This window comes from Aliikangiella litoralis (genome assembly GCF_052495765.1).
In genome coordinates, this window is record NZ_CP199292.1 from 4,147,433 (window position 1) to 4,170,687 (window position 23,255).

Annotated in this window: 21 protein-coding genes; 3 read left to right on the forward strand and 18 right to left on the reverse strand. The window is 37.0% G+C overall.

The annotated features are described in order from the left end of the window. Position 1: 1 nt before the first annotated feature. Both ACT5E3_RS17195 and ACT5E3_RS17200 read right to left on the reverse strand, forming a co-directional pair. Positions 2 to 2,230, reverse strand: a complete 2,229-nt coding sequence (locus tag ACT5E3_RS17195; protein ID WP_444994774.1) for a TonB-dependent receptor plug domain-containing protein — start codon at positions 2,228 to 2,230, stop codon at positions 2 to 4. A 336-nt stretch (positions 2,231 to 2,566) separates the two neighbouring features. Continuing rightward, on the reverse strand, positions 2,567 to 3,466 hold the full coding sequence (locus ACT5E3_RS17200) for a hypothetical protein (RefSeq protein WP_444994775.1): 900 nt from the start codon (positions 3,464 to 3,466) through the stop codon (positions 2,567 to 2,569). A gap of 228 nt (positions 3,467 to 3,694) precedes the next feature. Between ACT5E3_RS17200 and ACT5E3_RS17205 the strand changes: the two genes are divergently transcribed. Next, complete coding sequence (locus ACT5E3_RS17205; protein WP_444994776.1) at positions 3,695 to 3,892, forward strand: hypothetical protein; 198 nt, start codon at positions 3,695 to 3,697, stop codon at positions 3,890 to 3,892. A 603-nt stretch (positions 3,893 to 4,495) separates the two neighbouring features. Next, complete coding sequence (locus ACT5E3_RS17210; RefSeq protein WP_444994777.1) at positions 4,496 to 4,648, forward strand: hypothetical protein; 153 nt, start codon at positions 4,496 to 4,498, stop codon at positions 4,646 to 4,648. 7 nt (positions 4,649 to 4,655) lie between these two features. On the opposite strand, the gene ACT5E3_RS17215 is transcribed toward ACT5E3_RS17210, so the two are convergent. The 7 genes from ACT5E3_RS17215 to ACT5E3_RS17245 form a co-directional block, all read right to left on the reverse strand. Further along, complete coding sequence (locus ACT5E3_RS17215; protein WP_444994778.1) at positions 4,656 to 6,263, reverse strand: hypothetical protein; 1,608 nt, start codon at positions 6,261 to 6,263, stop codon at positions 4,656 to 4,658. After that, the gene (locus ACT5E3_RS17220; RefSeq protein ID WP_444994779.1) at positions 6,253 to 7,287 is read right to left on the reverse strand and encodes a caspase family protein; all 1,035 of its coding nucleotides are present in this window, start codon (positions 7,285 to 7,287) and stop codon (positions 6,253 to 6,255) included. The genes ACT5E3_RS17215 and ACT5E3_RS17220 overlap by 11 nt, the downstream gene beginning before the upstream one ends. After that, positions 7,284 to 8,723, reverse strand: a complete 1,440-nt coding sequence (locus ACT5E3_RS17225; RefSeq protein WP_444994780.1) for a hypothetical protein — start codon at positions 8,721 to 8,723, stop codon at positions 7,284 to 7,286. Before ACT5E3_RS17225 ends, ACT5E3_RS17220 begins: the two co-directional genes overlap by 4 nt. Positions 8,724 to 9,002: 279 nt before the next feature. Then, entirely contained in the window at positions 9,003 to 9,131 is a 129-nt protein-coding gene (locus tag ACT5E3_RS17230) for a hypothetical protein (RefSeq protein WP_444994781.1), read from the reverse strand. A gap of 333 nt (positions 9,132 to 9,464) precedes the next feature. Then, complete coding sequence (locus ACT5E3_RS17235; protein WP_444994782.1) at positions 9,465 to 10,025, reverse strand: hypothetical protein; 561 nt, start codon at positions 10,023 to 10,025, stop codon at positions 9,465 to 9,467. A gap of 163 nt (positions 10,026 to 10,188) precedes the next feature. Further along, complete coding sequence (locus tag ACT5E3_RS17240; RefSeq protein ID WP_444994783.1) at positions 10,189 to 12,207, reverse strand: DUF4139 domain-containing protein; 2,019 nt, start codon at positions 12,205 to 12,207, stop codon at positions 10,189 to 10,191. Positions 12,208 to 12,375: 168 nt separating this feature from the next. Continuing rightward, positions 12,376 to 12,846 carry an Lrp/AsnC family transcriptional regulator gene (locus ACT5E3_RS17245; protein ID WP_444994784.1) on the reverse strand — a complete coding sequence of 157 codons (471 nt, stop codon included), beginning with the start codon at positions 12,844 to 12,846 and terminating at the stop codon, positions 12,376 to 12,378. Positions 12,847 to 12,986: 140 nt separating this feature from the next. Between ACT5E3_RS17245 and ACT5E3_RS17250 the strand changes: the two genes are divergently transcribed. Continuing rightward, positions 12,987 to 13,673 (forward strand): hypothetical protein, encoded by a 687-nt coding sequence (locus ACT5E3_RS17250; RefSeq protein ID WP_444994785.1) that lies wholly within the window; start codon positions 12,987 to 12,989, stop codon positions 13,671 to 13,673. A 101-nt stretch (positions 13,674 to 13,774) separates the two neighbouring features. Here the strand turns inward: ACT5E3_RS17250 and ACT5E3_RS17255 are convergent, their stop codons facing one another. The 9 genes from ACT5E3_RS17255 to ACT5E3_RS17295 all read right to left on the reverse strand — a co-directional run bounded on the left by ACT5E3_RS17255 (position 13,775) and on the right by ACT5E3_RS17295 (position 23,082). After that, positions 13,775 to 15,778, reverse strand: a complete 2,004-nt coding sequence (locus ACT5E3_RS17255; RefSeq protein ID WP_444994786.1) for a methyl-accepting chemotaxis protein — start codon at positions 15,776 to 15,778, stop codon at positions 13,775 to 13,777. A 261-nt stretch (positions 15,779 to 16,039) separates the two neighbouring features. Further along, entirely contained in the window at positions 16,040 to 16,444 is a 405-nt protein-coding gene (locus tag ACT5E3_RS17260; RefSeq protein WP_444994787.1) for a secondary thiamine-phosphate synthase enzyme YjbQ, read from the reverse strand. Further along, the gene (gene alr, locus ACT5E3_RS17265) at positions 16,437 to 17,534 is read right to left on the reverse strand and encodes an alanine racemase (protein WP_444994788.1); all 1,098 of its coding nucleotides are present in this window, start codon (positions 17,532 to 17,534) and stop codon (positions 16,437 to 16,439) included. The genes ACT5E3_RS17260 and alr overlap by 8 nt, the downstream gene beginning before the upstream one ends. Positions 17,535 to 17,550: 16 nt before the next feature. Beyond that, entirely contained in the window at positions 17,551 to 18,924 is a 1,374-nt protein-coding gene (gene dnaB / locus ACT5E3_RS17270; RefSeq protein WP_444994789.1) for a replicative DNA helicase, read from the reverse strand. Between the two features lie 168 nt (positions 18,925 to 19,092). Next, entirely contained in the window at positions 19,093 to 19,545 is a 453-nt protein-coding gene (gene rplI, locus ACT5E3_RS17275; RefSeq protein ID WP_444994790.1) for a 50S ribosomal protein L9, read from the reverse strand. Positions 19,546 to 19,575: 30 nt separating this feature from the next. Beyond that, on the reverse strand, positions 19,576 to 19,803 hold the full coding sequence (rpsR, locus tag ACT5E3_RS17280; protein ID WP_196140583.1) for a 30S ribosomal protein S18: 228 nt from the start codon (positions 19,801 to 19,803) through the stop codon (positions 19,576 to 19,578). A gap of 14 nt (positions 19,804 to 19,817) precedes the next feature. After that, entirely contained in the window at positions 19,818 to 20,258 is a 441-nt protein-coding gene (gene rpsF, locus ACT5E3_RS17285) for a 30S ribosomal protein S6 (RefSeq protein ID WP_444994791.1), read from the reverse strand. 219 nt (positions 20,259 to 20,477) lie between these two features. Further along, a complete protein-coding gene (locus tag ACT5E3_RS17290; RefSeq protein ID WP_444994792.1) occupies positions 20,478 to 21,104 on the reverse strand; it encodes a hypothetical protein in 627 nt (208 codons plus the stop codon). A 16-nt stretch (positions 21,105 to 21,120) separates the two neighbouring features. Further along, the gene (locus tag ACT5E3_RS17295) at positions 21,121 to 23,082 is read right to left on the reverse strand and encodes a serine/threonine protein kinase (protein ID WP_444994793.1); all 1,962 of its coding nucleotides are present in this window, start codon (positions 23,080 to 23,082) and stop codon (positions 21,121 to 21,123) included. Between the last annotated feature and the right edge of the window lie 173 nt (positions 23,083 to 23,255).

Sequence of the window (23,255 nt, forward strand, 5' to 3'; positions counted from 1 at the left end):
GCTAAAAGTCCCAGCTAAATCCAACCGTAGGTATACGACCAACCCATGTTTCATGCTCCTGTTTAACTGCCACTTGTCCATCTGCAAGCACCTGATATCTGCTATTAGCAACACAACATTGATTAGTATGATCAGTCAAATTAAAAATCTCAAAATAATAGGTAAAATCACTGTTCTGTAAATTTAGTCTTTTAGAAAACCGGATATCAAAGCGTAAATAATCATCCAAATTAGCTGCGTTTCGAGGCCCCAAAAATCGCTCAATATCATACTCTCCATTATCTAAAAGTGTGGCTACGCCATATTCAGATGTAGTTGGCCAACCGCTATGGTAAGTCATCGATAGGTGACTATTCCAACCACCATCACTTAAATAGTTAAAGTCGAGTTTTAAAGCATGCTCTTGATTCCAGCTACGGTTAAATTTTTTGTTATCGATAATATCTTCAGCAATCGACCATACATAACTTGATGCCCAGGAAAACTTATCATTTACTTGCTGCTTTGCACTTAACTCAATCCCCCGCATATTAGATTCATTAGGCGCGATTAAAACGCGATCAGCCTGGTTCTCGGGAAATGGTACATTGGAATCAAAAACATTTTCAAATCGAGCAATAGGATCAGTAATTATTTTTTCATAAGCCTCAGTCCTCAAACTAATACCCGACCCAAATTCATGTTGATAACCAATAATACGATGCTCTGCCCGTTGGGCAGGCTTAAACTCAGTCACGCCATCTTCAACCTGCAATTCCAACACCTCGGCAGATTGAAAATAATGCCCCCAACTGAATCTTAATGAGCTTCTATCGTTAACTAAATAAGCCAAGCTTAGTCTTGGACTGGTATTCGACTCCGAAAATCCAAGATCATTTTGGCTGTCCCAACGTAAACCTATTTCGCTATAGAGAGATGCGTTAATTTGGTACTTGTGATTCACATAAGCATGATATCTTTCTCCACTAAATTTTCTGACTATATCTCGACGTAAAGTTGGAGATTGTTGATATTCTTCGTATAAAAACCGACGAGAATGATAGTCATATTTTGCTTCTGTCGACATAATGCCTAACCCAAACTTTAATAGAGAATCATTATTAACATGAAAAACGGTTTGCTGAGTTAAATCGATAAAATCGAAGCTACGTCGATCATCAACATTAACATCGATGACTGTAGGATCATAAACATGACCTTGACGAAATTCAGATAACTCGCCTATTGCCAACTTGATATTCGACGATAGTTTTTCAGACCAATCAGACTCTAACCTTGTCCAAAAATAAGTATTGTCATACTCCGCATTTAATTTTTCATCGACAATATTCTCTTGTTCAATATAGCTATCTTTGTATTGGGTTGAGTCAGCGACCACTAGCAACCGAGTTAAAAGTTGGTGCTTACTATTAATTTGATGATCTACTTTTGCAAAAAAATCGCCAAATTTAAGATCGGAATCGGAATCATCATCTCCTCCGTCTAATTCAAGAATAATATCCAAATAACCTCTTCTAGCGAAAAGCTGCCATTCGCCATCATTATAACTCCCCTGCCCATGTATTTTTGAAACTAAAAAATTCATTCCTAACGAATAATCTCTATCGAGATAACTCAAACTATTAATGTTAAGCACTCCTCCCATTTTATTACCATATTCAGCACCGTAGCCACCGCTAGAAAAATCTAAACTACCAACTAAATCAGTATCTACGATGCTAAACACGCTACCATAATCTTTTAAATGAAAAGGTCGATATAGCTCTTGCCCATCAAACATGACCAATAACTCACTATAATCACTTCCTCTGACAAAAAACTTAGCCGAAAAATCTCCAGAAGTAATACCAGGCATTGCAGGCATCATTCGGAAAATATCATCAGCAAAATGGGGCAGTTTTTCGATATCTTGCTTTGACATGAAATGGTTGCTGTTCTCGTTAGATATACTGTAACGACTTCCGGTTACAACAACGCAATCAACTCTATATTGTTCGCAAGGTTTAGCTGCTGGTTGAGCTTTGTTTACATCACTTTTAGTTTGACTAGTCGATGTAACTGCTTTTTCTTCTGATAATACATCAGACAACAGGTTAGCTGTTATGATGTTGTCATTCGCATAAACGCCACTTTGAAGTGCAGCAAAATATAAAAAAGCATGTCCTAAACATTTACCAATATACTTCGTTAATCGTGGAATAATTCCTAAATTAATCCCTATACGGTGCATAAATTACCTCGGGTTGTCATTTTAATGCTTAACCCAGTATGCCCAAGTTTTGCTGATATTAATGATAATTGACTGCCCACTGCATGCATTGGGCAACGAAATTGACTAGATATTAAATGTCGTTAATTAGTGACAAAGAAATTGGAACTAAGTGATAAGTGTAAGTAGGTTAGAATATTGATTACTAGCATTTAGGCAAAACCAAGAAGCAGGAATTATTTATATAACCAAGCTTTCTCTTTAAATCAGGCAACTTTGGCTTAAGTTTCTCTGTACCAAGTTAGCCCAGCCTGAATAATTTCAAGCCTGGATAATTCAAAAATTAGATAAGACAATTCAATCTGCTTTTATTTCAGCTCCAATTACCACTAGTTTCGCCTCTGAATCACTCTCTACCCGCTTTTTGCAATCTTTGACTGCTGCTTTAAAAAATCCTCGGAGATGTTTCTTTAAATGTTTAGTGACATCACGACTCTCAACTCCCTTAAGCTGGCAAAATAATGCCAAGGCATAAGTGGCTTCTTCTTCACTTAAAAACGCTTGCCTGGCAGGTCCCTGTCCGCAGCTACCACATCCACCAAAATGCTTTGCTTTTGCACTGTTGGCATACATTAGGCCAAAGCCCATAAAGATACCAATCAATTCACTAGCCATAGGTAAATATTCTGCGCCACCGGGCGGTCGCTTGGTGGCGACACTGGCCAGATGATGTGACAAACCATGAGCTAAATGTGCGATTAAGCCTTCGGGATTTTTAAGTTGTTGAGGATGATAAACAAATGGAATACGGTTGTCAGGTGCCGCATTTTGAGGCATGGTGCTTTGGGGCATTGAACTGATAGGCATTGAACTGATAGGCATTGAGCTAACTGGCATAGCGTTCGTTAAAGCTTGCGGATTAGAAAAACTAGCAATAGCATTATTGCCACGCAAACTACCACTGACTTGTAACTGTAGTGGTTGGGGTTCTTCATTGGTTTGGCTCATATCAACCAAACGAGTTGGCCAGTGTGCCATTGCAGCGTAAGCCTTAACCTGCTCGAATATCAGGTTTGCCATGCCTTCAGCCGTTGTTTCTTTACCAGGAAAGTGCTTATTATCTGGAATCACCAAGACTGTCTCACTTAAAAAGACATCTTTATCAAATTGCTCAAATGCCCAAGCATAACAATTAAAGATCCACTCAATAATATCTTCGTCAAGTAGTTGTTTGTTTCTGTTAAACAGATTTAACATGTTTAGTTACCTGTGTACTGCCATTGCAAATCGTTAGTAGTTAGAGAGAATAATGCTACTACATGCTATAACCGCTGTCAGGTCAAAAGTTCACACTTAAAACGATCAATGCCTTGTAGTGTGGGTCAATGTCTCACACGAAAAAGAGTTTGAACTTACTTACTCAAACCAACCAATGGGGTATGATACTCAACAGAAAGAATCATATACAAAAAATAAGGAGGCTTTATGTCAAACATCAGCGATATACTATCAAGTATTACCAAAGAGTGTAGAAATTTAAATATCGATGAAGAGTACATAAAGCACGCCCACAAACATGCAAAAAATGAGTTTAAAAAACATGGGAAAATTAACTCAAGCATTATCGCTGGCGTCAAATTGGCTGAGAGTCAACAAAAAAGAGTTAACTACTTCATTAAATAGTTAGCGTTGTTAGCTTAAAGTTTCAACGGCTAAAACTCACTTCTTCCATAGATAAACTATTAACCTCCTGGTTTTAAATTATCATTTTTTTCACGGCGAATATTAACTGAACTTAGACTCTATTAATATTCGTTGCCCTTTTTTATCAGTTGTTGTAGCTTATTGATTATTAACTCTCACTTGAATTGTAGTGATTTTTCTCAGAATATTATGAGATTTACTGCGTATAATAAGCTGTTATGTTTCGAGGTGAACTCTGAATTTCGATGATAATAAGTACAGAGCCTTAAATAAGCTGGTGCTGAAAGAATGGCGCACTCGAATTGCTATTTTTTCGATAGCAGCCGTATTTATCGCACTTACCTACTTTAATCTTCCTAAAAAAACAAAGCTGCTCACTGCCACTACCGTTTCGTTTGGCTTCGCTGAGACTGATCTCGGGACAAGAACTTTTTGGGTTTCGAAATTGGACGATAGTACTTTAGTGAGGACTCCGGTAACCAAAGCAATCACAGACAGTCACTTTACAGCCAATCACCAGACAGCAATCACAGACAGCAATCACAGACATATATGATTATGAAAAAATGACTGTCCATGATTATGAAATTATTACGCAAAGCCTATGTTAGCGCCCGATATAATCCTGATTATTCCATTACGTCTGAAGAGCTAACCTGGCTAGCCGAACGAGTTGATTATTTACAAGAACTAACTGAAAAAATTTGCAAAGAAAAAATTGAAAGTTTTGTGTAATGCTCACCTAATGCTTTAAATACTTTTTCAACGAAATTTTATCCCAGGCAAAACTTACTAACATTTCAGGTAAATCATATTTTTCAGACAAGGCTTGAAAGTTAGGTTTATTATCACCATCTTTCTTCAACTCTAATTCTTTTTTAATCGGTGTTAACGTATCAGTAATCCAGCTAGGAATATTAATTAAATCTTGTTCGTTATCATCTTGTGTAGCCATTGCATGAGTTTCAATCCCTAGTAAAGAACTGCCCCAGTGTATTGCTTTCTTTTGCAATTTTTTAGCAATATCTTGATCAAATAAACTTCTGGTGTGAGGTCTAGTTTTTAACCATGGACTTCTTAAGTCGCGGTAAACCATATAGTCAGCAATTTGAGATTCAAGCTGCCCCATCATCGATGGCATTGAACTACTTAAAAATGATTGAACAATCGATTGTGCTTTATGATTAATATGCTTTGCGCCCACTTCCAGAAAACCTTCTCTAAAAAGTGGGAGCGCTTGAAGAATAGGAGCATTTAAATTTTCACCAGTCAAGCCATCATGTTTTCGTTTGTCTTGCTTCAGTTTGGCAACTCGATAACGTAACACATCAATGTCTGGGCTATAAGCAACAAGATTTTGAATGTTATCCAATACGTATTCAATATTATCGGTATTAGGCTTATCTCTCATTAACATCAGATGACAAGCAATAATCCCTTGCAACGGATTGACAAACTTGTCTGTCAGCATGCGATTAACCAGTTTAGAGGTAATCAACTCACTTCTTTCTCCAGCGGCTAAAGATTGTAAACTGGCATCGGTTTGTTCCAATTGAAAAGTATAGTCATGTTCATTGATATGTTCCCAAGGAGTGGCCATTACTGCTGTATCAAAACGGAGCCCTTCTCGCCAAATAAAAGCAACTTCCGTATGATATCGATAATTTGAATTGGAAGCAGATGGGTAAACATGAATAGGCATCCAACTACGTTTGCCATTTTTATCTCGATTAAACAAACGATAAAATCCTGGTTCAATCGGCATTCGATACCAGCTAGTACCAATTTTATTCGATTGAACATTGCCCTCAGTAAACTCAATCATAATTTCACCTTGTTGATTTTCAATCCAACAATCAGCCAGTAAATTAAGTGGATGACCTTGGTTAATTGAACGTGCATATTCAGCGCCTGGCATTCTAACAAACAAATATAAACATTGTTGACCATCATTTAAGTGCGCATCAGCAACTGACAAATGATTTCGGTTGCTAAAAAACTCGGCTTGATAATACTCGTGAGAACCAATTGATATACCATCAGGTATTGCTGTCGCTCGTCTGGGTGTATTTATTGAAAATAAGTGGGAGTTATTATTGACCTCTATTAACTCTTCTGCTGATAAACCAAATGCTCTTGTTCTTACTCGATATAAACCTTGTGCCAACTTTGTGTTAGCTTCATTATAAGATTGATAAACCAATTGATTTTCAGTATTAAAAATAAGAACCTCTACATCCGTTAAAAGCTCACCACTAATTGACGGACTGTTTAAAGTGATATTAATTTCAATGCCTGAATCTTTCGAGTCTTTATTTTTACCCTCATCATTTTTAATATCAGAAGTCATATTGGATCACCTCTCCAGGAGAACTACAATCAATTAATCGGCTTTCATTAGTGTCGAGATCAACTAATTTATAAAGTCCTAATGGCAAATTATTATACTCGATGTTGCCCGAAACATTGCTCCATATTTTTTTAGATTCGATAGCATTATAAAAAATTTCCAAGTTTCGGTTACTGCCACTCAATTTAATAAGTAAACTGGCGCCCACACCTTTTTCACCAAAATAAAGCGTCGTATCATCTGCCGTATGATAGGCTTCGGCTCGTTGTGGAAAACCATCTTTTTGTGCAATCAGTTCTACTCTTTGTTTTAAATAATCGCGTAAACTATCCCAACTAACACCTGCACTTTGTTGCCCAGTTTTAAGCCCTTCGAGTAGTGCCCGAGTAAAATAACCACTATGCTCCAAACCATCATCTAACGCTTCCCCTGCTGCCGTTTCATGTAACGTGGCCCCAGCCCAGAAAAGTTTAGGCCGCACACCATTTTTCCAGGGTGTGCGACAGCTTTCATCAAGAAAACCTTCTCTAATATCTACCGCACGGGTTCGACAGCAATCCGTCCAAAACACAATCTCTTCACAGGGTAAACATCTTTCTAAATAATCTTTAATGACTAATCGGGAAGATAAGTTAGCATTAGGAGAGTCTGGTCCCCAATTAGCCATACACATTAAAATGTTATCATTTTCTAATCGTTTTGCTTGTCCATGTCCTGAAAAATAAAAATAAAACCGTTCTGCAACTTCATTATGCGCTTCATATTTTTGTCTTAGCTTCTTTCTTATTTTTTTAAAGCTCATATTAATATGATGACGCACAGGAAATTCGTCATCATCAACATCATTAGCCGGATCTAAGTAAAGAGAAAAACAGTTTTCAGTTTTAATTCCTCCTCCTGCTGGATCAAGTAGCCATGCTTCAACTCGTTGTGCATCGTTTATTGCGCCATTCAAACGATAACTCGTTGGAGCTTCTGGATATTCATTAATACCAACAACCAATGCATAATGTTTTTCATTCATAAACCGCCCTCGGTTAAGCAGTGCCGGATACTATGTAAAGTTGGATCATCATCATCAAAAGCACCATGACTGATTGCTTGTGTTTGAAAACCGGACAACGCATTATCAGGTGACTTTGAGGTAACCAATCGGCCTGCAGAACTCAAAAAGTTTTCAATATCTTTAAACATGGGTTCGCTATAAACACTGGTTTGTTTTTGATGTCGAGTCATGCCACAAATCGGGCTATCAGCTTTAGTTTCCAATACACCCGAGATAAAATAAAGTAACGAACTAGGGTAAAGTCCAGGGATTAATTTAACAAGATTATCATCACGCTCAAAACTATCTTTCATAGTAAACATACGGAATTGATTAAATCGTTTTTCTCCAGCTAATTCAGGACTAATAATTTGCTGATGAAATAAATCATTTCGGGCGGCAGGCGCTAATAAAAATAAATGGTCAATATTGATTGGTGTTGGTATCTGCTGATTCTTATTGAGCAGGTGGCTAATACAAATACTGCCAGCACTATGTCCAATTAAATCAACAGTTTGATTCGGTGCATGCTCAGCCAGTAAGCGTAAAAACTCTGCACCTACCTTACCATCTTGCCACATTTGTTCGGCCTTTTCTTTCATTTGTCCCCAAACCCATTGACCCGTTTCAGAAATATAATAGGCTCGACAAATTTCTTCGATAACGGTTGCATGTAACCCATGCTCACTTTTCTTTCGGTACCGTTTAAGCACCTTCCATGCTATTTTTACTACCGCTTTTGCAATACCTAAAAAACCAACCCCTCTCGACTGAGTATCACTGTATTCTTTAGTTAAACCTGAGTTTACTTTAGAAGGTTTTTCAGAGAACCAACTCAACTCATCATCATTTTTGCGAAAATAATAGTCTTCTATTTCTTCACGCATTTCCTGTTCTAGATCTTCTTTGTCGGCTTCTGAATCTAAATTTAATGCGGCACTTCGGGTTCCCACTTGTGACTTCTGATCAAATTCATCAAAAGGTTTGGCGTTATTCATTTCTTTCTCAATATCTTCAATCGATACACCACTCCCAGAAGCGCCTTTCAAAGTTCCAAAAGCGAGCTTTTTTGTGACCGCTCTAATCACCCACTTTAAAAGGCGTTTACCTTGTTTCGAACTAAAAATATCGTCCAGATTATCTGTCAGCGTTTCAATTAATCCCGTTTCCCAAATAAAAGAAACCACATAATGATCATTATGTTTTATTTCTTTATTGACCTTAATAGCCGACTCTACCCCGGATTTCTCGGATACCAAACCACCATGAAAATAGCACACCAACCTCTTCTTGTTTTGTTTCGATATGTTTTTTATGATGTCTTCCAAATCCTGCTTGGAAGTTGAATATTTTCCAGAAGGGCTAAAAGTACCATTTGGACCAACATGAATAAGAGAAAATTTATCTTCAGACATAACAACTCCTTTTTAAATTAGGTATTGCATGCTGTCATGATTACTTTGTGAGATATTGCCTGAATAAAAAGATACTCTCAAAAAAGTATTCATTAGCAAACAACAAAATATTAAACAAAATTTGGTATATTATCAGGAGAAAATAACAATCCCTGTATTACAGTATTATAGAATCTACATTCTAACGATTGTCTATATTTTATACTCTGACCAAGAGTAAATAGCAAATAATTGAACCATTATGTGTTAACTAGCAGTGCAGTTATTACTGAAAAATCATTAATTTTTCTTTTTTCTACGTCGTTGAATCTCTTTACGGATATTTTCGCAGCCAGTAGCAAAAACAGTCGATTTTTTAGGAACACTATCACAATGGCGTTTCTTTTCAGCTAATTCAGAATTTGACATTTTGCTATACTTTCCTTCAGAGCATGCTGCAGCCGAAAATCCAAATAATACATAGATAGTGATTTTTAATAATTTCATATTTACATAACCCAAATATCAGTTATCTAAGCATAGCCGCTATTCGTTCATTTTGCCTATGCAAAATGAACAATAAGGAATAAAAGACTGATTAGCCTTTTACATTTATAGCTCAATTAAAATAGTTATGTACAAAATGATTTAACGATTGAAATAGCGATGATAATAACTTAATTAATCTATTCCAAGGTAGGTGCAAGAAAGATAAGGCCCTAACACCAATACTAGGGCCATTAATAACTTGATATAATAATCTTATAATACGATAGCCGAAACCTTACCGCTATCATCAAATTCAACGACCATTGTTTTCCATCGATTTAACCAGTATCTCCATTGGTTGCTCTCTAAACTAGGTGTTTTATGTTTTGGAGGAAGGCCAATAGCTAAAATAACAGCATCTTTTGACATACCTCTCAATGCTTTACCTTTTTTAATGCCTTCTTTATCAATATCACTTAAATCGTTTAATTTTTCTTTATTACAATTGGTTCCAAAATAATCATGTAAATAAACCGCTAAATCTGCCGTTGAGCGATGACGATCTAAAGTATACTGTACCCCTGTAGACTTCACCTTAAAGACTAATCTTTTACCACTTAGTTCAACCAGTTCCACCTCTGTACACATTGGAATTAAACCTGCTTGTTGATAGTTAACAGTATAAAGACGATGCCTCACAGGATCTGGATGTAAATTTGTTTTAAGAACAACATTTTGTGACTTCATTAAGTCTTGGCCAGAAGAATCGACTAAATTGACACTGGCACACCCTGCTAAAAAAAATGCTAAAACGGCGATATATAATTTATTCATGTTATTTGTTTCCATAATTTATCTATTCAATATAACTCTGTTGGATCTAGAAAAACCCAAACCGCGTAATACTACCATTTCAGTGCTATATTGTGCAAAAACATCAAGTCAATTTTATTATGAATAAGCTCAATGACCTAGCGATTACTTAAATTACAACCAGTTATTCTGATAAGCTAACAAAATCAACCTTTTTTCTAATCTGCTCATCAAGCTCGCGGGTATCTTTCTCTAGTTGTTGAATTTCTTTCAAAATAGACTCAACTTCATCTTCTTGTTCAGTCAGTTTCAAAACATATCGCTCTCTTAATTCATCCTCTTTTTGGCTACCACCTAGTGCAGAGATATTTTTTCTTAATCTCTCTTGGCTTTGTTCAATATTTTCAAGTAAATTTCTTTTGCTATATTTTTTCTCATTCATAAGAGACTGTTTTTCACATAGAACTGCAATTTCTTCTAGTTGTTTTTTAACTTTTCCAGGCAGAAGCTTTAGGGCAACAAGTGATGATATCTGTTGATGTGTAATACCTGGTATTGAAACCGACTCATAACTTTGATGGGTTTCAACGACTTCGTACTTGGTTGTTTTGTTCGCAGGTAAATCAATCGCATAGCGCCAATAGTGATCAGTTATTTCAATCAACTCATCGGGCTTTTTAATATCGCCTTCCCAAACTTGTGGATATTCGAATCGATGGTCAAAGTATAATATTTTTGATTCTTTAATCGATGACTCAACCGTGTACTCAGTTACCTTTTCAGTGCGTGAGTTTTTCTGAATATAACTGCCACTTTTAGTCAAACTGGTCACTGCAATACTTCTTTCAAAACTACGTTGACTTAATACGACTCCAAGCTCCACCGAGTAAGGTACAATTTTTTCTGCATCAGCTTTCAATGTATCGAGCATGGCTTCACCGACATAATTACCGGCGTCAAAAACGGTAATTGGCCCTCCTTCTAAAGTTAATTGAGAAGTATTCTTCAGAAAAAAACTGGCCAGAGGATTTTTTTCGCGAATATTTGAATTAAAATAAAGCACTTTTTTTGCATCAATATTCGACTGTAAAATCGGCACTAAAGCCGAGCATCCACGACCCACACTAACCGGCTTATTAATATCATAAGAAAATAAGTTGCCCACTTCTTGCGTTCGAGTTTGCACAGAAACAGATGCATCCATAGCTTTAGCAACCACACCAGCAGATCTCATTTTTGCAGGCATCATTGTTCCCATTGGCTCTGGTGCACAAGCAGCAACAGGCGTATCCAAAAATGCCAAATCATCCATTTCAGCAGTACTTTCAAAATCACCAGCAACACTTCTCATACCTGACTCAACTAAAGGCGGGGCAACTGCGGCTTCTTGTGACACTTTAATTTCTGGTCGTTGCTGGTATCTAGGGCTGTATAGATCGTGTTTAAAAGAAATAGGCAATCCAGCAACAAGTGATAAGTTAACATCTTGCCAATCTTCTTCGGTGGTATTATCAACCATAGCCCACCCTTGTAATAACACTTCATCATTCTCATTTTGCATAACCAATCGATAAGAAGTTTTCCAAACAGGTGACTCAACAACATATGAAATTGAGACTTCTCTTTCACCTTCACCAACCGCTTGTACCGATAATCGCTTTTGTCCTTTATGAATACTAGCCGCTAATGTATCCATCAAACTATTCAGCTCTCTTTGTACATGTAGATCAGTAAAAGTCAGCTCCTGTAAATCAAGCAACCGAAAATGACGTAATTGTCCTTGATTGGTAAGAATAGCTAAATAAGGCAATTCAGGACTATTTTCTGTATTAGGCAAGTTTGCTGTTGTTTCTGCTGCTGTGATACTTTCTACCCCAAGAATGGCTCCTTTAACTATTTCGCTGCCTACCTGAGCAGAAATATCGACACCTTTTAATTGATCTAAAAAACCGACAACAGCACCTTTATCAGGTATTTGCATCGTTAATTCTGCTAAACGCCGTTCAATCGGTTCTTCACTGTCATAAGTTAATGCAGAAAAACTACCGCCGTTATAATCTAGCGTAGTCAAACTTTTTAACACATCATTCATCTGTTCAGATTTAAATGTCAGCTGAATGACTTCATTATCACACACCTTTCCTTCTCTTTGATAATAGGCGACACCATGTTTAAATAACACTACACGATTAATTGGCAACATAATTTATCCTTTAGTATTTAAATGCAGTTTAGTCGTCAAAGCTTTTTCCAACCAATTTTGCTTATTGATATTATATGTCTTGGCTTATCCTAGAACATAACGACCTTTTATTTAGTACTGTTTCAATTAATAATACTAACGATTCTTCAGAGTATTGATTTTTATTTTTTATTTTTCGATTAAGTTCCGCAGTGTAGCATCAACAACAACCTGTTTTTTTACTGTAGCAAAAACAACATCTGTTTGCGTTGAACCATACTGAGTTAAGCTATCGACAAAATCGCGCAAATGTGGCATATCTTTAGCGATCACTTGAATGAGCAACAATTCAGAACCGGTCAGAACATGACACTCGCTAACTTCAGGCTTTTTGGTAATTGCGTTAATGGTTTTTCTATGATGATGCGATGATGCTTTTAATCTAACAAAAGCTTTTATACCAAAACCTAACTTTTCAGTATCAATATCAGCTCCAACTTGATGAATAATCCCTGATTCATGAAGACGTTCCAGACGCTCAGCAATATTACTACGAGAACGATTAAGCTGCTTAGCGATTTCTGATATTGTTACTCGGCCATTGTTTTGCAATAACTCTAATATTTGCCAATCTAGACCAGTGGGCTTAAGTTGAGACATTCTGTCTATTTTTCCTTAAATGTGGCTTCATATTGTCACTTATACACCTTAATGTTGTATCAGTTTCATCTGGAGAAAAGACCTAATACATCATATATTAAATAAGCAGTCAGATTCAAATAAACGGAGCTAGAGTCAAAATGAATATAAAAGATACTAACTGGTGTTGCAAAAAGCAGTACATCAAAGCATTTGAGTATTTTCAAATACATGTCCCTCAAATCAGTTTAAACAGCTTTCAAATTCAAAAAATGCTTATAAAACAGTTAACCATATTAATTCTGTTATTATCAGGTTTAACTAACTACGCTATAGCTTTTGAAAACAAGCACCCAGAAACCAATATTAACAAATCTCCATTAGGCCTATTTAAACCATTGCTGGGTAATTGGCGAATTAAAGATTTTCAACTAGATAAAAACGGGCAGTGGCAACCTGCAGCAGGTGCAGATTGGAATTTTTATTCAATACTTAATGGTTCAGCAATACAAGATGACTGGATATCTCCATCTTTGACTCAGCCCGCTCCTAAAAAGGGTCGCCAGTATGGTACAAATATCAGAATTTATAATCCAGAAAAGAAACAATGGCAAATGGCTTGGATTGCTAATACGGGGAAAAAAGTAGAAACGTTCATTGCGGAAGAGAAAAATGGGCAAATTATCATGCGTGGAAATTATATTGGTACTAATACCCGAATTACTTTTTATAATATCTCTAGCAAGAATTTCTCATGGAAAATGGAACAAGAAGTAAGCAAGAAAAATCAAAACTCAGCCACTTGGAAAACTGTTTATAAAATAGAAGGAACCAAAATATCTAACTAAATTTTATTAAGCAATTATTAGACATGTATCGATTAAAACCAAGAAAAACTAAATTCGCCGTTTTTTACGATTCCAATTAATATGAGGCATGTCTAAAAACGCTAAAATTTAAAACGCTCAACCAATTCTTTTAAGTGCTCAGCTAAACGAGCCAATTCTTGGCTAGCCGCTAAATTTTCACCAGCACCTGTAGAAGTTCTATCGGCCATATCAGAAATTGCCTCAATATTTTGGTGCATTTCTTGTGAAACAGAGCTTTGCTCTTCTGCCGCACTAGCAATATGGGTACTCATATCATTAATAACGTTGACTGCTTGAGTAATTTTACCAAGAGACTCACCTGCCCTAGCGGTTTGTCCAACACTATTGCTTGCTTCTTCACGGCTTGATTCCATTACAGCTACCGCCTCGCGAGTTCCCGACTGCAAACGCTCAATCATTTCTTGAATTTCCGAAGTTGATTCTTGAGTCTTACTAGCGAGCGTTCTCACTTCATCAGCAACAACAGCAAAACCTCGTCCTTGCTCCCCTGCTCTAGCAGCTTCAATTGCCGCATTAAGCGCTAATAAATTGGTTTGATCAGCGATACCTCTAATAACATCTAACACAGCACCAATATTGGTACTATATTGTTCGAGTCTATCGATCACAACGGCTGCACTTTCAATTTCATTAGCAAGCTGATTAATCGTCTTTATATTTTCTTCAACAACTTTTTGCCCATCAGCAGCTTCTCGATTAGCTCTTTGAACTTCAACTAAAGCATTATTAGCACTATTAGCGACATCTCCAACCGTGGCGGTCATTTCGGTCATTGCAGTAGCAATCATGTCAGTCTGCTCTTTTTGATGCACTATGTCCTGGTTACTTTGGCTAGAAATCATTGTTGTTTCTTCGGCAGAAGCACTCAACTGCTGAGCACTGGATCCAATATCTTTCAACATATTACGCAATGCATCTATCAAATTATTTAAGCCGACTGAAAGCTTGCCTAATTCATCATCACTATAAACATGAGCTTTTTGAGTTAAATCACCACCCGATGCTTTATTGATTACTCCCAAAACATCATTCAAAGGTCGGGTAATACTTTTTAACCCCCAATAATTAATACCAATTGCTGTCAAAATTGTCAGCATTGCAAAACCTAATAGCCAGGTTCTACTTGCATTAACTTTATCTACTGCACTACGAGTTGTAGTGTCAGTTAAAGTTTTTACTTTAGTAAAAAGGTTGTTAATATGATGCTGTGCTTGCTTAGCAGACTCATCAGCTTCTGCTAGTAACTTATTCGACTTATCTCTAATTAATAATTGTCTTTGGTAAATAGATAATAAATTATTTTCACCCACAATTAGTTTTTTAAATTTTTGAATAGCTGTTACTGTCGCATTATAAAAACTATTATTAACGGCTATTTGATTAGCTGTAATTAATTCAAATTGCTTTTGAAATTCTTTTTCTAAAGCCTCAACATTTTTATTGGCCAGCTCTATTTTAGCAATATTATCTATCAACAAGGTATCTATAACTAAAACGCTGACTTCTCTTGCTGTGTTTGAAACAGTTTGCAATTGTTTGGATATTTGAGCAACTTCAATATTATCTGCAAAATCATATAAGTATGAATCTAGCTCATCAGCTAAACTTTCAAATTCTTTGCGCTGATTTTCAATCGTTTCACCTAATAAAAGATCTTGCCGATGAGAGGCAAATATTTGAGGGGCAAGCTGTGCAAATTTCACTTCACTTTTATCGCTTTCCTTCAAAGAATTTAAAACATCAGAATGATTTTTTGCGACATCTAATAAAGATTTAGCAGACTCTTTATTAACCTTCATCCACTTTTGATAATTAGACTCATATTTTTGTAGCTCATTTGAATTTTTAGCTTGATGAAATCGATTCACTTCCACTGTAGCTTTAAGTAACGACGATAAATTTTCGCTACCAGCAATTAGCATTGGCGTTGATTCTTCACTGATTTTTGTAAGGCTTTTTTCAACACTACCAATTCCATTCAGAGCGGTAAAAGATAGTGCTATTAACAATAAAATGACCAAACCGGAACCACCAACAAGCCTGGTAGTGACTGTCAAATTCATTCTTCCCCCTAAACTATATCGACTAAAATCTATTTTTTTAGAAATAATTATTTAATGTTTACGTTTTATAATTCTAAATAAGCATAGACAAAAACATTCAATTTTGCTTTTTTTTTGAGCTAGTTGTTTGAATTTACAAGTTTTTGTATGTCATTAAAACAGCAAAAGTCAAACCAAAAAATCTTATGGGAAAATAACACGGTTTAAAACAACGAAGTATAAAAGTAACTAGAAAAAATTTATTATACAAAAATCAATTATTCAATGAGTATGTAATATAATTTCACGCCTATGTGCGGCATGCCTATGCTCCCATAAGTACACTCCTTGCCACGTGCCGAGTAAAAGCTCATTTTTCTCAAAAGGAATTGATATCTGTACAGAAGTTAATATGGATTTCAAATGGGCAGGCATGTCATCAGCTCCTTCATAAATATGCGTATAAAGCGGATCATTTTCAGGAACTAATCGGTTAAGCCAGCTTTCCATATCATTCTTTGCACTGAAATCAGCATTTTCCTGCACAATCAAACTGCATGACGTATGACGAACAAAAAGAGTACACAAACCTTCTTTTTCTGTTGTTTGTTGAAACACCTTTTTTACTTGCGGCGTTATTTCATATAAGCCTTGACCATCAGTATTAATATACAAGCGTTTAATCATTTTTCCATTTAAACTTCACTCTAGAAGTCACTCCACATAACAAAGTATAAGGGATCGTATTTGCAAATTCTGCAATTGTTTCAACAGGTAACCCTTCTCCCCACAAAACCGCTTTTGAACCAATATCAAGCTTACAATCAGCGCCTAAATCAACGGTTATCATATCCATGGAAACCTTTCCGACTAATGGGTAGGTTTTGCCCTCAATCCAAACGGGCGTACCTTCTTTAGCATGCCTTGGATAGCCGTCGCCATAACCGATTGCAATAACCCCTATTTTTGTTGACTTTTGAGCGGTCCACGCAGAACCATATCCGACTTTATCCCCTGGCTTTAAATTTCTAATTGCAAATAGCTGTGACTCTAATGTCATTGCAGGCTGCAAATGGTGAGCGAGTCCATTAATACCGAGCATAGGAGAACAACCGTATAATATGATACCAGGACGTACCCAATCGTAATGGCTTTCAGGCCATGCAACTACCCCGGCTGAATTAGCCATAGAGCGCAATCCTTGCATACCTTTTGTTGTTATATTAAATTTTTTAATTTGTTCTTTACTCATTAAATTTTTTATGTCATCGGCACAAGCAAGGTGTGACATCAAATTGACGGTATCAACAACTTTAATTTGTTTAATTCGCTGGTAAGCTTCAATAAAATCTTGTTCTTCAAACCCTAGCCTATTCATACCAGAATCTAACTTCAACCAGACTTTAAGCTGATAATCAGGAGTAGCAGATAAGATCTTTGCGGACAGTTTTTCTAACTCAAGTAGTTGGCTTTCTTGATGAACTACTGTCTGTAAATCATATTCGATAGCTTGTCTTAACTCACCTTGGCTAAAAAAACCTTCTAACAGAATAATAGGCTTTGTAATGGCGGCTTCTCGCAGCTTAATGGCCTCATCCATACAAGCAACGGCAATAGCTTCAACATCGGTAAAACAATTGGCGACTTGAACAATACCATGACCATAGGCATCAGCTTTAACGACCGCCATGATTTTACAACCAGGAGCTAACTGCTTAACGATGGATACATTGTGCTTAACTGCTTTTAAATTAATAATTGCCCGAGTTGAACGCATAAACTATAAAGTACCTTTAATAACCATCATCGAAAGGAGTTGCTAAATTAGCAAAACGGTTAAAATGTCCCTGAAAGGCAAGATGTACTGTACCGATAGGTCCATTACGCTGTTTTCCGATGATAACTTCAGCTGTGCCTTTGCGCTCCGAGTCTTTGTTATAAACTTCATCTCGATAAACAAACATAATGATATCAGCGTCTTGTTCGATGGCCCCTGACTCACGCAAGTCAGACATTACCGGACGACGATCTGCTCTTTGCTCTAGTGAGCGGTTTAACTGAGATAAAGCAACCACAGGAACATGTAATTCTTTTGCAAGTGCTTTTAAAGAGCGTGAAATCTCAGAAATCTCCTGAGTTCTATTGTCAGATAAACCAGGAACAGTCATTAACTGGAGGTAATCAATAACGATTAAGCCAACATCACCATGTTCTCTTACAATTCTTCGCGATCTTGCCCTAACCTCTGTAGGAGTTAAACCAGCAGAGTCATCAATAAACATTTTACAATTATTTTTTAAAATGTTGGTTGCAACCGATAAGTTATCCCAATCTCTATCATCTAATGCCCCTGTACGAAGCCTGGTGGCATCAATACCGCCGATTGAAGCAAATGAACGCATTAGTAGTTGATTAGCAGGCATCTCCATACTAAAGACTAAAACAGGCTTGCCGCTATGAATAGAAGCATGCTCTGCAATATTCATGGCAAATGTCGTTTTACCCATTGCCGGGCGGCCAGCAACAATTAATAAATCGGAATTCTGCAAGCCATTGGTTTTTGCATCAAGATCAGTAAAACCGGTACTTAGTCCTGTAATCCCCCCTTTAGAGTCAACAGCAAATTGGACTCTATCAAGCGTTTCATCAAGAAAAGTCGACGCAATTTTTAAACCTCCATCTTTATTTTCACGTTTTTCAGCAATTTTAAAAACTTTGGACTCAGCCATATCCAATAGTTCATCTGAACTGCGCCCCTTAGGAAAATAAGCAGCATCAGCCACTTCATTGGAAATGGAAATCATTTCTCTCAATACTGCCCGCTCACGCACTATTTCTGCATAAGCAGTAATATTTGACGCACTGGGTGTATTTTTGGCCAAATCAGCAATATAAGCCAGGCCACCAATTTCATCGGCTTCACCTTCTTGTTCTAAAAACTCATAGAGTGTGACTACATCCATAGGACGAGTATTTTCTGCTAAATACTTCAACGCTCTAAAAATTAAGCGATGATCTTTACGATAAAAGTCTTCAGCAACAAGCTTATCAGATACTTTTTCCCAAGCTTCATTATCTAATAACAGCCCACCTAAAACAGAACGTTCAGCCTCTAGTGAGTGAGGTGGCATTTTTATATGATTGACTTGCTGATCTTCATCTAGCATTTAACAATATCCAAGTGAGAATAACTGACAATATTTGATGAGGTTTACTATAAACCACAAAAATAAAGTATTTGAGAAAAAAAAACACCTCGTACCTATCCGGTACGAGGTGTTTTATTTTGTCATTTGAATCGCTTTAAAGCAACGCAAATATCAATTTCCGATCGATTAACCTTCTTGTGCCACTACCACTAACTTCAATGTCGCATTAACGTCAGTGTGTAAGTGTACAGAAAGTTCAAACTCGCCGGTTTGGCGAATAGCACCGTTAGGTAAACGTACTTCATGCTTTTCAAGCACAACGCCAGCAGCAGAAGTTGCTTCAGCAATGTCTTTAGTTCCAACAGAACCAAATAATTTACCTTCGTCGCCTGCATGAGCTTCAATAGTAACGGTTAATTCTTGGAATTGAGCAGCTCTTTTTTCTGCTGCTGCTAATTCATCAGATGCTTTCTTTTCAAGTTCAGCGCGACGAGCTTCAAACTTTTCAGTGTTCTCTTTAGTCGCTGGAACCGCTTTACCTTGAGGAAGAAGGTAGTTACGACCATAACCATTTGCTACAGTAACGCTATCACCCAGTTCGCCAAGATTACGGATTTTTTCAAGTAGAATGACTTGCATTAGTCTTTCCTCTAATTCGTTAATCGTTGCTTATTTATGCGCGTCAGAATAAGGCAATAATGCCAAGAAACGAGCACGTTTGACCGCTGTTGAAAGCTGACGTTGATACTTTGAACGAGTTCCAGTAATTCGACTTGGAACTATTTTGCCAGTTTCAGTGATGTAGCTTTTTAAAGTCGCTAGGTCTTTATAATCAATTTCGCTAATGCCTTCAGCAGTGAATCGGCAATACTTGCGACGTCTGAAATGTCTAGACATGGTAAAATCTCCCGTTATTCTGCAGCAGAATCGTCAGTAGTTTCAGCTACTGCGTCTTCTTGTTTAGACTCTTTGTTAGCAGCCGGCTTTGGCGCATCAGACTTATCAGAAGAATCGTAGCGTTGTGCTGCTTCTTCTTTTGCTTTAGCCATTGGCGAAGGCTCTGTGATTGCTGCTTTCTTTTTAATGATAAGGTTACGTAATACCGCATCATTAAAACGGAATAAGTTTTCTAACTCTTCAATAGCAGAATACTCACACTCAACATTCATCATCACATAATGAGCTTTATGAGCATTGTTAATGGCATAAGCCATTTGACGGCGTCCCCAGTCTTCTTGTCTATGGATAGAACCACCAGATTCGGTAATTACAGCGCTATATCTTTCGATCATCGCTGAAACCTGATCACTTTGATCGGGATGCACCAGAAATACGATTTCGTAGTGTCGCATTAAGATCTCCTCACGGTTTCCAGTCACTTTAGCTATAAAAAACTATAAGTAACAAGGAGTTAAGTCAGTTTGTATTTTGAAATCTAACGGTTAATAACACAATTAACGGCCAGACTCGGTTTAAGAGCGGCGGATTATACGGCTCTTAAACCAAGAATGCAATGCGGGGCACTAAAATTAAGTGACTAAGCAATAGAAAATATTGAAAGATCAACACGCCTAGTAAGCGGCAACCAATTGCTCTTTGTAATTAGCCGACTCTTCTAAAACCAACTGCATTTGATTGTCTTGTGGCTCAAATGCCTTTCCATTAACAATTACAACCGTTTTTATAGGGTAAATACCTTGTGGCATTCCCCTAGGAAGAGTAAAAGTAAACTCATTCTCAAATGCACCACCTGACTTTGTTTCTTTGTTAACTGGCTTGGTTAAACTTTTTAAAGCTTTTGAATGATCTTCATTATCAAAAATCGTGATTTTTTCTTCAATATTAACCTTTTTGGAGTGAGTGCCTGGGACAACTTGCAGTGAAGAGACTATAGACACCTTATTACCAGCCGATACGACCTGTCCCGGCTTGATATCAGAAGTATATGAAAGAAGAATGGGTTCCTGAGGTAATTGCTTATGTGCTTTCTTATATTCGTCAATCACTTTATCTTCACTAGTCATTTGTTTAGTTCGAGAATCAATAACCATGTCATAAATTAATTTGGCCGCTATACCAATCACAACGACTGCGCCAATCTGTTTTAAACGTTTATTACTTACACTACAACCAACCCCTGTGACCAACATAATAAACAGTGTACTAACGACCAAAGTGTTTATTTTCGTTATCTTCATGTAATCTCTCCCAAAACTATTGAATTTCAATTGTCCCTTTGACACTTGCCATCGATTTTACTGCTTCACGCTTAAGCTTGAGTGCTTGCTGATAACCTGGGACAAATTCTAGCGCGGACTCAGATTTAGCAATTGCACAACTATAATCTAATTTTTTAAAACACCAAAGCCCCTCTTGTAAAATTTTCTTGGCTTTTTTTAAGTTATCTTGCTGTTGTTGATAAGCATAATTGGCATTTTCATACAGTGATTTAGCTGTTATTTCACCCGGTTTATTTTTTAGTGCTAGCTGGGTATACTTTATTGAGCAAGCATAATTTTTCTTTTTAAAACAATTAGTTGCTAGCGTCATATTGTTTGAAAATGCCTTTTCTATACTCGCCTGTTTAGTCCGTTCATTATTAATTGCCTCTTGTGCTTTTTGAGCCAATAAAATTGCTTGTTGATGGGAAGCATCTTTTTCTAATATCTGCGTCGTATTTTCAATCACACAGTGAAAATTTTGCTGCTCAAAACAGCCTTCAGCCTGACTAAGAGATTTTTGTATACTGGCTATTTTGATTTGCTCGGCATAATCTTTTTCAGCCCTTTGCACAATAATTTTTGCTTCAGTATGTTCGGGCGCAACTTTCAAAATATCGTTAGCACTATCTATCTCACACAGATAGTCTTGTTGTTTAAAACACTGCTTGGCTTTGGCTAGTGCTTGCTCCGTAAACACATTCAACTCATTTGGACTAAAATATTGAGTATAAGCAAACCAACATAAGGTGGTTAATAAGAGCAAGCTTGAAACCCGAAACAATGGAAACTTTGGCTTAACCGTTAAACCTTCCATAAAAGTCTTAATTGATTGAGTTCTTTCAGCTCTCCTTAGTGATAATGCTGACGATAATGCTTTCCACTCACGATTTGACAATCCAGGAATTCTCTTTGGTTTAAGCTCCATTGCATGAGCGGTGGCTGCCGACTTTCTTTTATAAGGGTGAGCACCAGACAGCATTTCGTAAGCAATAATGGCTGCGGCGTAAATATCATCGCTGGCATCAGGTGGTTGATTACCTAGCATTTCTAAACTAGCGTAAGCAGGTGTAAGAGCGCCAATTTCTCCCGCATCAAAATGATCCTGATATTGTGACTCGGCCGCTAAACGTGCTATTCCAAAATCAAGCACCTTCGCTTGTTGCTTGGTTACAAAAATATTAGCCGGTTTCAAATCTGAATGAATGATTCCTTTTTCATGGGCAAAATCTAATGCCTGACAGAAGTCACGTAAAATGCCAATTGCTTTTTCTTTGGGAAGCCCAACCCCTTTATGACGTTTTAATAATGAATCAAGATCTTCTCCTTCGAGCAGTTCCATGGTCATAAATATGGTATTACCGTCTCGGTCAAAATCATGCACTGTGACGATATTAGGGTGAGAAAGAATATGTGAACGACTGGCTTCTCGCTGTAACGAGATAAAGGCATCAGGGTGGTTACGAAAGTCGCTATTTAAAACTTTAGTTGCTACATAAGGGTTAGTATCACGGGCTTCAACTTTGCGTAAATCTTGTGCCTTATAAACGGTACCCATTCCGCCAGAGCCTAATGTAGACTCAAGCACAAAACGATGGTTAAGAATAATTTTATTCTCTGCAAGTGCTTTATCCGTATCTTGTTGAGCCTTTAAAAAACCTTTTTTATTTCTCTGCGCCTGAAGCACTTTGCCAATCTGGGTTAATGCTTCTTCCTGATCCGCTTTTTCGGTACCCTCAAAGCTATCAATTGCATTATTCTTAAGTTCAGCTAACTGACTATCACTTCGATGCTCTGTTAACTCACTTTCAGTTGATACTATTTTTTCTTCCGCTTGCCCTATCTTGGGCTTTTCGTCTATTTGCTTTTTATCAACATGAGCCACCTCTTCACTCTCCCCTTTTGATTGATGAGAATGAAGGTTTTGTGAATCATTTTGCTGTTGATCATTTTGCATTAGCGCTTGTTACATCCCACAAATTTCCAAATAACGGTATCTTATTTATAATAAGCCGTTTTAATTTTTATCAAACTATCGGCGAAGCAATCAACAAAGACTATACAATATCTCACTTTCTAAACCTATTTGATTGTGCTTATTATACTCACAAACACCATTTTCAAAACTTT

What these genes read in the sequence shown, in the direction of transcription:
- ACT5E3_RS17195 (WP_444994774.1), bottom strand. Translation starts at nt 2,230, where the DNA reads ATGCACCGTATAGGGATTAATTTAGGAATTATTCCACGATTAACGAAG.
- ACT5E3_RS17200 (WP_444994775.1), bottom strand. Translation starts at nt 3,466, where the DNA reads ATGTTAAATCTGTTTAACAGAAACAAACAACTACTTGACGAAGATATT.
- ACT5E3_RS17205 (WP_444994776.1), top strand. Translation starts at nt 3,695, where the DNA reads ATGTCAAACATCAGCGATATACTATCAAGTATTACCAAAGAGTGTAGA.
- ACT5E3_RS17210 (WP_444994777.1), top strand. Translation starts at nt 4,496, where the DNA reads ATGAAATTATTACGCAAAGCCTATGTTAGCGCCCGATATAATCCTGAT.
- ACT5E3_RS17215 (WP_444994778.1), bottom strand. Translation starts at nt 6,263, where the DNA reads ATGACTTCTGATATTAAAAATGATGAGGGTAAAAATAAAGACTCGAAA.
- ACT5E3_RS17220 (WP_444994779.1), bottom strand. Translation starts at nt 7,287, where the DNA reads ATGAATGAAAAACATTATGCATTGGTTGTTGGTATTAATGAATATCCA.
- ACT5E3_RS17225 (WP_444994780.1), bottom strand. Translation starts at nt 8,723, where the DNA reads ATGTCTGAAGATAAATTTTCTCTTATTCATGTTGGTCCAAATGGTACT.
- ACT5E3_RS17230 (WP_444994781.1), bottom strand. Translation starts at nt 9,131, where the DNA reads ATGTCAAATTCTGAATTAGCTGAAAAGAAACGCCATTGTGATAGTGTT.
- ACT5E3_RS17235 (WP_444994782.1), bottom strand. Translation starts at nt 10,025, where the DNA reads ATGAATAAATTATATATCGCCGTTTTAGCATTTTTTTTAGCAGGGTGT.
- ACT5E3_RS17240 (WP_444994783.1), bottom strand. Translation starts at nt 12,207, where the DNA reads ATGTTGCCAATTAATCGTGTAGTGTTATTTAAACATGGTGTCGCCTAT.
- ACT5E3_RS17245 (WP_444994784.1), bottom strand. Translation starts at nt 12,846, where the DNA reads ATGTCTCAACTTAAGCCCACTGGTCTAGATTGGCAAATATTAGAGTTA.
- ACT5E3_RS17250 (WP_444994785.1), top strand. Translation starts at nt 12,987, where the DNA reads ATGAATATAAAAGATACTAACTGGTGTTGCAAAAAGCAGTACATCAAA.
- ACT5E3_RS17255 (WP_444994786.1), bottom strand. Translation starts at nt 15,778, where the DNA reads ATGAATTTGACAGTCACTACCAGGCTTGTTGGTGGTTCCGGTTTGGTC.
- ACT5E3_RS17260 (WP_444994787.1), bottom strand. Translation starts at nt 16,444, where the DNA reads ATGATTAAACGCTTGTATATTAATACTGATGGTCAAGGCTTATATGAA.
- alr (WP_444994788.1), bottom strand. Translation starts at nt 17,534, where the DNA reads ATGCGTTCAACTCGGGCAATTATTAATTTAAAAGCAGTTAAGCACAAT.
- dnaB (WP_444994789.1), bottom strand. Translation starts at nt 18,924, where the DNA reads ATGCTAGATGAAGATCAGCAAGTCAATCATATAAAAATGCCACCTCAC.
- rplI (WP_444994790.1), bottom strand. Translation starts at nt 19,545, where the DNA reads ATGCAAGTCATTCTACTTGAAAAAATCCGTAATCTTGGCGAACTGGGT.
- rpsR (WP_196140583.1), bottom strand. Translation starts at nt 19,803, where the DNA reads ATGTCTAGACATTTCAGACGTCGCAAGTATTGCCGATTCACTGCTGAA.
- rpsF (WP_444994791.1), bottom strand. Translation starts at nt 20,258, where the DNA reads ATGCGACACTACGAAATCGTATTTCTGGTGCATCCCGATCAAAGTGAT.
- ACT5E3_RS17290 (WP_444994792.1), bottom strand. Translation starts at nt 21,104, where the DNA reads ATGAAGATAACGAAAATAAACACTTTGGTCGTTAGTACACTGTTTATT.
- ACT5E3_RS17295 (WP_444994793.1), bottom strand. Translation starts at nt 23,082, where the DNA reads ATGCAAAATGATCAACAGCAAAATGATTCACAAAACCTTCATTCTCAT.